Annotated in this window: 9 protein-coding genes; all 9 read left to right on the top strand. The window is 70.1% G+C overall.

Features of this window, described 5'->3' with window-relative positions:
* Positions 1 to 159: 159 nt before the first annotated feature.
* Positions 160 to 1,050, top strand: coding sequence for an FAD binding domain-containing protein (locus J1C73_RS00930; protein WP_123463519.1), 891 nt, complete (start codon positions 160 to 162; stop codon positions 1,048 to 1,050).
* A gap of 2 nt (positions 1,051 to 1,052) precedes the next feature.
* Positions 1,053 to 1,646, top strand: coding sequence for a (2Fe-2S)-binding protein (locus tag J1C73_RS00925; RefSeq protein WP_123463521.1), 594 nt, complete (start codon positions 1,053 to 1,055; stop codon positions 1,644 to 1,646).
* Between the two features lie 3 nt (positions 1,647 to 1,649).
* Positions 1,650 to 4,034: a xanthine dehydrogenase family protein molybdopterin-binding subunit gene (locus J1C73_RS00920; protein ID WP_207314620.1), complete on the top strand. Its 2,385-nt coding sequence runs from the start codon at positions 1,650 to 1,652 to the stop codon at positions 4,032 to 4,034.
* Positions 4,035 to 4,300: 266 nt separating this feature from the next.
* Complete coding sequence (locus tag J1C73_RS00915; protein ID WP_123463525.1) at positions 4,301 to 5,758, top strand: NCS2 family permease; 1,458 nt, start codon at positions 4,301 to 4,303, stop codon at positions 5,756 to 5,758.
* Positions 5,759 to 5,794: 36 nt separating this feature from the next.
* Positions 5,795 to 6,946, top strand: a complete 1,152-nt coding sequence (locus J1C73_RS00910; RefSeq protein WP_207314618.1) for an XdhC family protein — start codon at positions 5,795 to 5,797, stop codon at positions 6,944 to 6,946.
* A gap of 107 nt (positions 6,947 to 7,053) precedes the next feature.
* The gene (locus tag J1C73_RS00905) at positions 7,054 to 10,809 is read left to right on the top strand and encodes a S8 family peptidase (protein WP_207314616.1); all 3,756 of its coding nucleotides are present in this window, start codon (positions 7,054 to 7,056) and stop codon (positions 10,807 to 10,809) included.
* A 243-nt stretch (positions 10,810 to 11,052) separates the two neighbouring features.
* On the top strand, positions 11,053 to 11,355 hold the full coding sequence (locus J1C73_RS00900) for an urease subunit gamma (protein ID WP_123463531.1): 303 nt from the start codon (positions 11,053 to 11,055) through the stop codon (positions 11,353 to 11,355).
* Complete coding sequence (locus J1C73_RS00895) at positions 11,352 to 11,717, top strand: urease subunit beta (protein WP_207314615.1); 366 nt, start codon at positions 11,352 to 11,354, stop codon at positions 11,715 to 11,717. The genes J1C73_RS00900 and J1C73_RS00895 overlap by 4 nt, the downstream gene beginning before the upstream one ends.
* 1 nt (position 11,718) lies before the next feature.
* Positions 11,719 to 13,029 (top strand): urease subunit alpha (locus J1C73_RS00890; RefSeq protein ID WP_207314612.1); only part of this gene is annotated, 1,311 nt, incomplete at its 3' end.

Here is a 13,029-nt window from a genome sequence, read left to right as displayed (position 1 = left end):
AAGGCCAGCCAACTCCTTCATGGTTTCGGTGACTGCACCAGGTGGAGCAAGGCTTGTGTACTGGGTCACACACCGCGTGAACAACGTATGAACGACCAGTCGAGGGCCGGCCGTCCCCAGCCCCAGCGAACGACCCGATTGAGAAGAAGAGAGCCACTCATGGACTTCCTTCGCCCCGCCAGCTGGGAGGAGGCGCTCGCCGCCAAGGCCGAGCACCCTACGGCCGTGCCCATCGCGGGCGGCACCGATGTGATGGTCGAGATCAACTTCGACCACCGGCGGCCCGAGTACCTCCTGGACCTGAACCGCATCGGTGAACTGTCCGAGTGGGAGGTGGGTCAGGAGAGCGTACGGCTCGGCGCATCTGTCCCGTACAGCGCCATCATGGAGCACCTGCGGGCCGAGCTGCCCGGTCTGGCGCTCGCCTCGCACACCGTCGCCTCGCCGCAGATCCGCAACCGCGGCGGCGTCGGCGGCAACCTGGGCACCGCCTCGCCCGCCGGGGACGCCCACCCGGCGCTGCTCGCCGCGGGCGCCGAGGTGGAGGCCGAGTCCGTACGCGGAACCCGGCTGATCCCCATCGACGCCTTCTACACCGGCGTCAAGCGCAACGCCCTGGAACCGGACGAGCTGATCCGGGCCGTGCACATCAAGAAGGCCGACGGGCCGCAGCAGTACTCCAAGGTCGGCACCCGCAACGCGATGGTCATCGCCGTCTGCGCCTTCGGCCTCGCCCTGCACCCCGAGACCCGCACCGTCCGTACCGGCATCGGATCCGCCGCCCCGACACCCGTACGGGCGAAGGCGGCCGAGGAGTTTCTGAACGCCGCCCTCGAGGAGGGCGGGTTCTGGGAGAGCCGCACGATCATCACGCCGTCCGTCGCCAAACAGTTCGCCACGCTCGCCGCGGGTGCCTGCAACCCGATCGACGACGTCCGCGGCACCGCGAGCTATCGCAGGCACGCGGTCGGGATCATGGCCCGCCGGACCCTCGGCTGGACCTGGGAGACGTACCGCGGCAACGGCCGCAGCACCGAAGGAGCCGCATAACCATGCGCGTCAATTTTACGGTCAATGGCCGCAGGCACGAGGCCGACGACGTCTGGGAGGGCGAGTCCCTCCTCTACGTCCTGCGTGAGCGGATGGGCCTGCCCGGTTCCAAGAACGCCTGCGAGCAGGGCGAGTGCGGTTCCTGCACCGTCCGCCTCGACGGGGTCCCGGTCTGCTCCTGCCTGGTCGCCGCCGGCCAGGTCGAGGGCCGCGAGGTCGTCACCGTAGAAGGCCTCGCCGACTTCGCCGCCCACCGCACCGAGGCCCACCCGGGCACCGGCTGCGCCTCCGGTGCCTGCGGCACCGCACTGGACAAGGCCCGCCGGTGGGAGGCGAAGCCGGGCGGCGAGGACACCCGGGACACCGGTGAGCTCTCCCCGATCCAGCAGGCGTTCATCGACGCCGGAGCCGTCCAGTGCGGCTTCTGCACCCCCGGCCTGCTGATCGCCGCCGACGAGCTGCTGGAGCGCACCCCGGAGCCCTCCGACGCGGACATCCGCGAGGCGCTCTCCGGCAACCTCTGCCGCTGCACCGGCTACGAGAAGATCCTCGACGCGGTCCGCCTCGCGGCCGCCCGCGCGGAAGAGACGGTCTAGACGATGGGCGTTACCGGTTCCCCCACCAATATCAACCAGGGCACCCGCACCAAGGGCGGCATCGGCGAGTCCACGATGCGGCCCGACGGCATCCTGAAGGTCACCGGCGAGTTCGCGTACTCCTCGGACATGTGGCACGAGGACATGCTCTGGGGCCACACCCTGCGCTCCACCGTCGCGCACGCCGAGATCGTCTCGATCGACATCGCCGAGGCGCTCGCCACCTCCGGCGTCTACGCCGTGCTCACCTACGACGACCTGCCGACCGCGGTGAAGAACTACGGCCTGGAGTTCCAGGACACCCCCGTCCTCGCCCACGGCAAGGTCCGCCACCACGGTGAGCCGGTGGCGCTCGTCGCCGCCGACCACCCGGAGACGGCCCGCCGCGCCGCCGCCAAGATCAAGATCGACTACCGCGAGCTGCCCGTCATCACCGACGAGGCCTCCGCGACCGCCGACGACGCGATCCTCGTCCACGAGAACCGCGACGACCACCATATCGGCCACGTACCGCACCCCAACATCGTCCACCGCCAGCCGGTCATCCGCGGCGACGCGGAGGCGGCGAAGGCCCGCGCCGATGTCGTGGTCAGCGGTGAGTACGTCTTCGGCATGCAGGACCAGGCCTTCCTCGGCCCCGAGTCCGGCATGGCCGTGCCTGCCGAGGACGGCGGCGTCGACCTGTACGTCGCCACCCAGTGGCTGCACTCCGACCTGAACCAGATCGCTCCCGTCCTCGGCCTGCCCAAGGACAAGGTCCGCATGACGCTCTCCGGCGTCGGCGGAGCCTTCGGCGGCCGCGAGGACCTGTCGATGCAGATCCACGCCTGCCTGCTGGCGCTGCGCACCGGCAAGCCGGTGAAGATCGTCTACAACCGCTTCGAGTCCTTCTTCGGCCACGTCCACCGTCACCCGGCCAAGCTCTGGTACGAGCACGGCGCGACCCGTGACGGCAAGCTCACGCACATGAAGTGCCGCATCGTGCTGGACGGCGGCGCCTACGCCTCCGCCTCCCCGGCCGTCGTCGGCAACGCCTCCTCGCTCGCCGTCGGCCCGTACGTCATCGAGGACGTCGACATCGAGGCGCTGGCCCTCTACACCAACAACCCGCCGTGCGGCGCGATGCGCGGCTTCGGCGCCGTCCAGGCCTGCTTCGCCTACGAGGCGCAGATGGACAAGGTCGCCGCCGAACTCGGCATGGACCCGGTCGAGTTCAGGCAGCTCAACGCCATGGAGCAGGGCACCCTGCTGCCGACCGGGCAGCAGGTCGACTCGCCCGCCCCGGTCGCCGAGCTGCTGCGCCGGGTCAAGGCCAGGCCGCTACCGCCGGAGCGTCAGTGGGAGAGCGCCGGCGAGGAGGCCGACGTGCGGGCGCTGCCCGGCGGACTCTCCAACACCACGCACGGCGAAGGCGTCGTACGCGGTGTCGGCTACGCGGTCGGCCTGAAGAACGTCGGCTTCTCCGAGGGCTTCGACGACTACTCCACCGCCCGGGTGCGCATGGAGGTCATCGGCGGCGAACCCGTCGCGACCGTGCACACCGCCATGGCGGAGGTCGGACAGGGCGGCGTCACCGTGCACGCCCAGATCGCCCGTACCGAACTCGGCGTCGCCCAGGTCACCATCCACCCGGCCGACACCCGGGTCGGCTCGGCCGGCTCGACCTCCGCCTCCCGGCAGACGTACGTCACCGGCGGCGCCGTGAAGAACTCCTGCGAGGCCGTACGCGAGCAGGTGCTGGAGATCGGCCGCCGCAAGTTCGGCACGTACCACCCCGCCTGGGCCACCGCCGAACTCCTCCTGGAGGGCGGCAAGGTCGTCACCGACGGCGGCGAGGTACTGGCCGATCTGGCCGACGTGCTGGAGGGCGAGGCGGTCGACATCGAGCTGGAGTGGCGCCACCGGCCCACCGTGGCCTTCGACCTGCGCACCGGACAGGGCAACGGCCACGTCCAGTACTCCTTCGCCGCCCACCGCGCGGTCGTCGAGGTCGACACCGAGCTCGGACTGGTCAAGGTCATCGAACTGGCCTGCGCCCAGGACGTCGGCAAGGCACTCAACCCGCTGTCGGTCGTGGGCCAGATCCAGGGCGGCACCCTCCAGGGAATGGGCATCGCCGTCATGGAGGAGATCATCGTCGACCCCAGGACCGCGAAGGTGCGCAACCCCTCCTTCACGGACTACCTGCTCCCCACCATCCTCGACACGCCGACCATCCCGGTCGACGTGCTCGAACTCGCCGACGACCACGCCCCGTACGGGCTCCGTGGCGTCGGCGAGGCCCCCACCCTGTCGTCCACCCCGGCCGTCCTCGCGGCGATCCGGAACGCGACGGGACTGGAGCTCAACAGGACGCCGGTACGACCCGAGCACCTCACCGGCGCCTGACCGGGGCTCCTCCACAGCTCTCCGGGCGGTGCGCGCATCCAGGGAACGTCACACTTCCTGTGCCCGCACCGCCCGGAGGACCCAAGCTCCGCACCGCTCGCGGCTCTTGACCGGAACCACCGCAGAAGCCGTACCCGTACATCCACTCTGCATGAACAGTTCGCCTCGGGCCGTCCCCCGGGTCGTGCCGCCCGCGCAGTCATCCCAAATCCCGCATCTCGAATCTCCATCGCGGGTGCCCCTGTGAACCTTGGGAGTCAGGCATCATGACCCAGCAGTCAGTGGAGCCCACGACCACCGCGGAGGAAGCGGGCCCCGGCTCGCGCGTCCCCGCCGGCAGATCTTGGCTCGACCGGTACTTTCACATATCCGAACGCGGATCGACCGTCGCACGCGAAGTGCGCGGCGGTGTCACGACGTTCATGGCCATGGCATACATCCTGCTGCTCAATCCGCTCATCCTCGGCGGCAAGGATGTCGACGGCAACATCCTCAGCCAGCCGGGTCTGATCACCGCCACCGCGTTCGCGGCGGCGGCGACCACCCTGCTGATGGGGTTCGTCGGCAAGGTTCCCCTCGCGCTCGCCGCGGGGCTCAGCGTCTCCGGCGTCCTGTCCTCACAGGTCGCCCCCGAAATGACCTGGCCGCAGGCCATGGGCATGTGCGTGATGTACGGCCTGGTGATCTGCCTCCTGGTGGTCACCGGTCTGCGTGAGCTGATCATGAACGCGATCCCGCTCGCGCTGAAGCACGGCATCACCATGGGCATCGGCCTGTTCATCGCGCTCATCGGCCTCTACAAGGCCGGATTCGTGGGCAAGGGCGTCGCCACCCCGGTGTCCCTCGGCCCGACCGGTGAACTCGCCGGCTGGCCCGTCCTCATCTTCGCGGTGACGCTGCTGCTCATCTTCATGCTCCAGGCCCGCAACATCCCCGGCGCGATCCTGATCGGCATCGTCGTCGGCACCGTGGTCGCCATCGTGATCAACAAGCTCGCCGATGTCGACCCGAAGATCTGGAGCAGCGGCCCGCCCGAGCTCAAGGGTTCCGCGGTCTCCTCGCCGGACTTCTCGCTCTTCGGGGACGTCCAGTTCGGCGGCTGGGGCGATGTCGGCGCGATGACTGTCGGCTTCATCGTCTTCACCCTCGTGCTGGCCGGCTTCTTCGACGCGATGGCCACCATCATCGGTGTCGGTACGGAGGCCAAGCTGGCCGACGACAAGGGGCGGATGCCGGGCCTGTCCAAGGCGCTGTTCATCGACGGCGCCGGCGGTGCGATCGGCGGCGTCGCCGGTGGCTCCGGGCAGACGGTCTTCGTGGAGTCGGCGACCGGAGTCGGGGAGGGAGCCCGTACCGGACTCGCCTCCGTCGTCACCGGCCTGTTCTTCGCGGCCTGTCTCTTCTTCACCCCGCTCACGGCGATCGTGCCGGCCGAGGTGGCGTCCGCCGCCCTGGTCGTCATCGGCGCCATGATGATGCAGAACGCCCGCCACGTGGACTGGAGCGACCGTGCCGTCGCCATCCCGGTCTTCCTGACCGTGGTCCTGATGCCGTTCACGTACACCATCACCACCGGTGTGGCGGCAGGTGTCATCTCCTGGGTCGCGATCAAGGTCGCCCAGGGCCGGGCCCGCGAGGTCGGGGCCTTCATGTGGGGGCTTACGGTGATCTTCATCGTCTACTTCGCGCTCCACCCGCTCGAGAGCTGGCTGGGCGTCAGCTGACGCACGGCTCTTCACACATCCGTCAAGGAGACCGAGATGCTGGACATCGCCGAGGAGCTCGACCGATGGGTGGGGCAGGGACGCGACTTCGCGGTGGCCACCGTCGTGGCCGTCGGGGGCAGCGCGCCCAGGCAGCCGGGCGCCGCACTGGCCGTCGACCGTGACGGCACGGTGATCGGATCGGTCTCCGGCGGGTGTGTGGAGGGCGCGGTGTACGAACTGTGCCAACAGGCCCTCGATGACGGCATCACCGTCCGGGAGCAGTTCGGCTACAGCGACGAGGACGCCTTCGCGGTCGGTCTGACCTGCGGCGGCATCATCGACATCCTGGTGACACCGGTCCGGGCGGACGACCCCGCCCGCCCGGTGTACGCCACCGCGCTCGCCACCGCCGCCCGGGGGGAGGCGGCCGCGGTCGCCCGGATCACCGACGGGCCCGCCGGACTCCTCGGCCGGCCCCTGCTGGTCCGGCCGGACGGCGGTTACGAGGGCGGGCTCGGGGGACACCCCGAGCTCGACCGCACCGCCGCCGCCGAGGCCCGCGCGATGCTGGACGCGGGCCGCACCGGCCCCCTCACCATCGGCGCCGACGGCTCGCTCTGCGGGCAGCCCCTCACGCTGCTCGTCGAGTCCAGCGTCCCGCCGCCCCGGATGATCGTGTTCGGGGCCATCGACTTCGCCGCCGCGCTGGTGCGGGCCGGGAAGTTCCTCGGCTACCACGTCACGGTGTGCGACGCCCGCCCCGTCTTCGCCACGAAGGCCAGATTCCCGGAAGCGGACGAGCTGGTCGTCGACTGGCCGCACCGCTATCTGGCCAGGACCGGCGTCGACGCCCGTACCGTCCTGTGCGTGCTCACCCATGACGCCAAGTTCGATGTCCCGCTGCTGGAGGCCGCGTTGAAGCTGCCGGCCGCGTACGTCGGCGCGATGGGCTCGCGCCGCACGCATCTGCAGCGCAACGACCGGCTGCGCGAGGCCGGGGTCACCGAACGGGAACTGGCCCGGCTGCACTCGCCGATCGGCCTCGATCTGGGGGCCCGTACGCCCGAGGAGACCGCCCTGTCGATAGCCGCCGAGATCGTCGCCGCCCGGCGCGGTGGCAGCGGTGTTCCGCTGACCGGCGCGCATACCCCGATCCATCACAGCAGCGCCGTGCCGCCCGCCGGGCGCATGGCCTCCGTGGCCTGAACTGGCCCTCCGCGGGCACCCGCGCCGACCGGCGGGTTGCCGCCACGGCGCATTCACGCCAGGTGTGAACCTCACCGCAGCCGCCGATTTACCGGTAGATCAGCTGCATGACATTCACCCCCTCCACTGTCTCCGGCCGGGCGAGACCCGTTCGTGCGGGGCGCAGGGCCCTCCTCATAGCGACCTCCGTCGCCCTGGTGAGCGGTGCACTGCTCCCCGCCACGGGCGCCGCCTCCGCGGCCACCGGCCACCTCCCGTTCACCGGCCACCCGGCCGCCCCCGTCAAGCAGTACGACATCACCCTGCTCACCGGGGACGTCGTCCACTACGCCGACGGCGCCGGGAAGCAGGACACCGTCACCGTGGACCGCCCCGACGGCGCGTCCGGCGGAGTGCACGTCCAGCAGGCGGGCGACGACGTCTACGTCCTGCCCGACGAGGCGGCGGGCCTGATCGCCGCCGGCAAGCTGGACCGCCGGCTCTTCAACGTCACCGCGCTCGCGAAGATGGGGTACGACGACGAGAAGTCCGGCGGCATCCCGCTGATCGCCACCTACCCGGCGGGCAAGGCCCGTTCGCTGCCCGCCGCACCCCGGGGCAGCAAGACGGTCCGCCGGCTGGAGAGCATCCACGGAGCGGCGCTGAAGGCGGCCAAGGCCACCACCCGCGCCTTCTGGGACGACATCGCCGCCACGCCCAAGGCCCGTTCGCTCGACAACGGCATCGACCGGCTCTGGCTCGACGGCCGGGTCGAGGCCGCGCTGAAGGACTCCGTCCCGCAGGTCAACGCCCCGCAGGCCTGGGCCGCCGGCTACGACGGCAAGGGCTCCAAGGTCGCCGTCCTGGACACCGGTATCGACGCCGACCACCCGGACGTCAAGGACCGCGTCCTGGAGGCCAGGAGCTTCGTGCCCGGCCAGGAGGTCGACGACAAGAACGGCCACGGCACGCACGTCGCCTCCACGATCGCGGGCTCCGGCGCCGCGTCCGGCGGTCTCAACAAGGGCGTCGCCCCGGCCGCCGGCCTGATCATCGGCAAGGTGCTGAGCGACGAGGGCTCCGGCGCGGACTCCGGCATCATCGAGGCGATGGAGTGGGCCAAGGCGGAAGGCGCCGACGTCGTCTCCATGAGCCTGGGCTCCAGCATCCCTGACGACGGTTCGGACCCGATGTCGCAGGCCGTCGACGCCCTCTCGGCCGACGGCGGTCCGCTCTTCGTGATCGCGGCGGGCAACGCCTACGGCGCGGGCACCATCGGCTCGCCCGGCTCGGCGGAGAAGGCGCTCACCATCGCCGCCGTCGACAAGCAGGACAACCGCGCGAGCTTCTCCTCCATGGGCCCGCTGACCCGCAGCTACGGTCTGAAGCCCGACCTCTCCGCCCCGGGCGTGGACATCAACGCCGCCGCCTCGCAGTCGGTCCCCGGCATCGAGGGCATGTACCAGTCGATGTCCGGTACGTCGATGGCGACGCCGCATGTCGCGGGCGCCGCCGCCATCGTGAAGCAGCGTCACCCCGACTGGTCCGGTCAGCGCATCAAGGACGCGCTGATGACCTCGTCGAAGGAACTGCCGGACTACACGCCGTACGAGCAGGGCAGCGGCCGGCTCGATGTGAAGGCGGCGATCGACACCACGATCGAGGCCACCGGCTCCGTCGCGGTCGCGTCCTACAACTGGCCGCACTCCGACTCCGACCCGGTCGCCGAGCGGACCATCACCTACCGCAACACCGGGAAGGCGGACGTCACGCTGGACCTGGCGACCGACACGGACGCCGACGCCTACACGCTGTCGGCGAAGCAGCTGACCGTGCCCGCCGGTTCGACCGCCGAGGCCGTGCTCTCTCTCGACCCGTCCAAGGCCGAGAACAACACCACCTTCTCCGGACAGGTGATCGCGAAGGACGCCACCGGCGCCACCGTCGCGCACACCGGCTTCGCGCTCAACAAGGAGCAGGAGCTCTACGACCTGAAGATCGAGCTGCGCGACCGCGCGGGCAAGCCGATGGACGGACAGGTCGTCCTCGCCGCCCTCGGCGACGAGAACCTGGGCGTCGTCCCGGTGGAGGGCGAGACCACCCTGCGGCTGCCGCCGGGCAACTACACCGCCTGGACCGCCGCCGACATCAAGGGCGACACCGCCGACTCGCAGGCCCTCGCCTTCCTGGCGGCCCCCGAGATCGTCCTCGACAAGGCGACCACCGTCTCCCTCGACGCCTCCAAGGCCCGCAAGGTCAGCGTGCGGACGCCGAAGGAGACCGAGAACCGCCAGCTGCGCTACGACATGGCGCGCACCGCACCGGACGGCACCGTCCAGCGCGACGCGTACCAGATCCCGCTGACGTACGACCAGCTGTGGGCGAGCCCGACCAAGAAGGTCACCAAGGGCAGCTTCTCCTTCCTGACCCGCTGGCGGCAGGGCGAGAAGCTGATCGACCTGACGGCCGACGGCCGTGATGTGCCGGTGACGATGCAGAGCGGATCCCCCGTCGCCGAGGACAGCCGGAAGAAGCTCGGCAGCGTCTTCGCGGGCGACGGCGCCGCCGCCGACTACCGGGGCATCAGCGCCAGGGGCAAGGCCGTCGTGATCCGCAGCAGCACCGCGGTGACCCCGGCCGACCGGATCGCGGCCGCGGTCGCGGCCGGTGCCGAGGCGCTCTTCGTCGTCAACCGGGGCGACGGCGTGCTGATGGAGGCCTACACCGACTACGGCACCACGGCGGCCATCCCGATCGCCACCGTTCAGCGCCTGGCGGGCGACGGACTGGTCAAGGCCGCCCAGCGCGGCAAGATGGTGACCGTCGAACAGCGGAGGTTCGCGCGCTACGTGTACGACCTGGTCGACCGCCACGACGGCACGATCCCGGACCGTTCGCTGGCCTTCGCTCCGGCCGTCCGCCAGCTGGCGAAGGTGGAGAACACCTTCTACGGCAACCGCGACGTCGTCGGCGGCGGCTACCGCTACGACATCCCCGACTACGGCTACGGCATCGGCTTCGCGGAGTACGAGAAGTACCCCGCCACCCGTACCGAATGGGTCAACCCGCTGCCCGGCGCCTCGTTCTGGTACGAGGACCACTCGGTCTTCAACGACGAGGGCACGGACACCGCGCTGGAGGAGCGCAGCGGCAGCATGGACTACCAGGCGGGCCGCGACTACCGGGACTCGTGGTTCGCACCGGTCAGCCACCCGCGACTGGGCACCGGCTACTGGGGTCCGTTCCGCTCCGAGAACAACGACATCCAGTTCAACATCACGCCGTGGACGGACTCCGGTGCCGGCCACTCCGGCTCCATGCCTGACAAGGAGTACGACAGCGGCACCATCGCCTTCTTCCAGGGCGACAAGCAGCTCACCAAGAAGGCCGGCCGCGCGGGCTACGCCTTCGACCTCCCGCCCGAGAAGCTTCCCTACCGCCTCGCGCTCGACGCCTCGCGCGACGAGGGGACCTGGAAGACCTCGATCCGGACCCACACCGAGTGGAACTTCCTCTCGGGCGCGATCGACCCGGCCGGACCGGGACAGGCCGACATCCCGCTCCTCCAGCTGGACTACGACGTCAAGACCGACCTGGCCGGTGACGTGAAGGCCGGGAAGACGACCGAGATCGGTCTCTCGTCCGCCACGCAGGAGTGGCTGGACGGTGCGGTGAAGGCGAAGAAGGCCTCGCTGTCGGTCAGCTACGACGACGGGGAGAGCTGGAGCGCGGTGCAGCTGAAGAACGACTCGGCCGGTTCCTGGACCGCCCGGTTCAAGACCCCGAAGAAGGGCGCCACCGCGGTTTCGCTCAAGGCGCACGCCGAGGCCGGAGACGGCTTCACCGTGGACCAGGAGATCATCCGGGCTTTCGGCCTGAAGTGACCTGCTGAGGTTTCCTCTTGAGGCGGCCGCGCACCCCTGAACCGGGGTGTGCGGCCGCCTCTCGCATGGTCCCACGATGACCAAAATTTGTCTGCTTTGCCCGTATATAGTGGGTCATGATGCAAGAAAGGGACTTTTTGCGGTGTGGCGCAAGTTGCCACGGCCCTGCCCGGAGGCTTATAAGAGGACGGTGGCCAAGGCGATTCCGGGAATTCCGGGAAACTGCCGCCATGGAGGTTTCCCATGTTTCTCACTCCGTCCGACACGGAGAAATTGCTGCTGAGTGTTGCCGGAATGGTTGCCCGCGACCGGCGGGAGCGCGGCGTGCGCCTGAACTACCCCGAGGCCGTCGCCCTGCTCGCCTGCTGGGCGATGGAACGGGCCCGGGAAGGGGCCGGGGTCGCCGACCTCATGACTCTGGGAAGGTCCGTACTCACCCGCGCTGACGTGCTCGAAGGTGTCCCGGAGATGCTGCACGACGTTCAGGTCGAAGCGACCTTCCCCGACGGGCGCAAGCTCGTCACGATCACCTCGCCGATCCCGTGATCCCCGGCGAGATCCGGACCGGGGCCGGCGTGATCCACGTGAATTCCGGCCGTCGGAAATTGCAGCTCACCGTGGTGAACGACGGGGACCGGCCTATTCAGATCGGATCGCATTTCCATTTCTTCGATGTGAATCCCGCGCTTTCCTTCGACCGGTCGCAGGCCAAGGGATTCCGGCTCGATATCCCGTCCGGTACGTCGCTGCGCTTCGAGCCCGGCGTCGGCGCGGAGATCACCCTCGTCGAGCTCGGCGGACGCGGAACGGTGCCGGGCATCGTCGTCCGCACCGCGCCCTGGTTCCGGGGCGCGGAAGGTACAGCAGCAGGCGCCGCACAGGATGCCGCAGAAACGGAGGGCGTGTGACATGGCACAACTGACCCGCGCCGCATACGCGGCGTTCTACGGCCCCACCACCGGAGACCGCATCAGGCTCGCCGACACCGATCTCTGGATCGAGGTCGAGGAGGACCGCTGCTTCGGCGGCGACGAGGCGGTCTTCGGCGGCGGCAAGTCCATCCGCGAATCGATGGGCCAGGCCACCACGCCACGCGCCGACGGCGCCCTCGACCTCGTCATCACCAACGTCGTGGTCCTGGACCACTGGGGCATCGTCAAGACCGACATCGGTATCCGGGCCGGCCGGATCGTCGCCCTCGGCCGCTCCGGCAACCCCGGCATCGGCGAGGGCGTCCACCCCGAGCTGGTGATCGGCCCCGGCACCGACGTCGTCTCCGGCGAGGGGCGCATCCTGACCGCCGGAGCCGTCGACACCCACGTCCACTTCCTGATGCCGGAGACCCTCCACGAGGCACTGGCCACCGGCACCACGACCGTCATCGGCGGCGGCACCGGAGCCACCGAGGGATCCAAGGCCACCACGGTCACCCCCGGTGCCTGGAACCTCGCGATGATGCACCGGTCCCTGGACCGCGTCCCGCTCAACATCATGCTGTTCGGCAAGGGCTCCACCGTCGGCGAGGAGGCCCTGCGCGAGGCAGCGCTCGGCGGTGCGGGCGGCTACAAGGTCCACGAGGACTGGGGCGCCACCCCCGCCGCCATCGACGCCGCCCTGAAGGCCGCCGACGCCTACGGTCTCCAGGTCGCCCTGCACGGCGACAGCCTCAACGAGGCCGGCTACGTCGAGAGCACACTCGACGCCATCGCCGGACGCGGCATCCACGTCTTCCACGCCGAGGGCGCGGGCGGTGGCCACGCGCCCGACATCATCACCGTCGCCTCACACCCCAACATCCTCCCGGCGTCCACCAACCCGACGCTCCCGCACACCGTCAACACCGTCGACGAACACCTCGACATGCTGATGGTCTGCCACCACCTCAACCCGCGCGTCCCCGAGGACCTCGCCTTCGCCGAGTCCCGCATCCGGGCCAGTACCATCGCGGCCGAGGACATCCTGCACGACATAGGGGCCCTCTCCATCACCTCGTCCGACGCCCAGGCCATGGGCCGTATCGGTGAGGTCATCTGCCGCACCTGGCAGGTCGCCCATGTGATGAAGCAGCGCTTCGGCGACCGCGGCAGCGAACTGCCCGCCGACAACGAACGGGCCCGCCGCTACGTCGCCAAGTACACGATCTGCCCGGCCGTCGCCCACGGCATCGACCATGTCATCGGCTCCGTCGAACCCGGCAAGCTCGCCGACCTGGTGCTCTGG

Origin of the sequence: Streptomyces laculatispora (genome assembly GCF_017353455.1) — a bacterium.
Classification (GTDB): Bacteria; Actinomycetota; Actinomycetes; order Streptomycetales; family Streptomycetaceae; genus Streptomyces; species Streptomyces laculatispora.
Note: the sequence above shows the minus strand (reverse complement) of the source record. Positions and strands in the feature narration are given on the sequence as shown.

Excerpts from the sequence above, each read along its gene's own strand:
- J1C73_RS00930 (WP_123463519.1), top strand. The coding sequence starts at position 160 with ATGGACTTCCTTCGCCCCGCCAGCTGGGAGGAGGCGCTCGCCGCCAAG.
- J1C73_RS00925 (WP_123463521.1), top strand. The coding sequence starts at position 1,053 with ATGCGCGTCAATTTTACGGTCAATGGCCGCAGGCACGAGGCCGACGAC.
- J1C73_RS00920 (WP_207314620.1), top strand. The coding sequence starts at position 1,650 with ATGGGCGTTACCGGTTCCCCCACCAATATCAACCAGGGCACCCGCACC.
- J1C73_RS00915 (WP_123463525.1), top strand. The coding sequence starts at position 4,301 with ATGACCCAGCAGTCAGTGGAGCCCACGACCACCGCGGAGGAAGCGGGC.
- J1C73_RS00910 (WP_207314618.1), top strand. The coding sequence starts at position 5,795 with ATGCTGGACATCGCCGAGGAGCTCGACCGATGGGTGGGGCAGGGACGC.
- J1C73_RS00905 (WP_207314616.1), top strand. The coding sequence starts at position 7,054 with ATGACATTCACCCCCTCCACTGTCTCCGGCCGGGCGAGACCCGTTCGT.
- J1C73_RS00900 (WP_123463531.1), top strand. The coding sequence starts at position 11,053 with ATGTTTCTCACTCCGTCCGACACGGAGAAATTGCTGCTGAGTGTTGCC.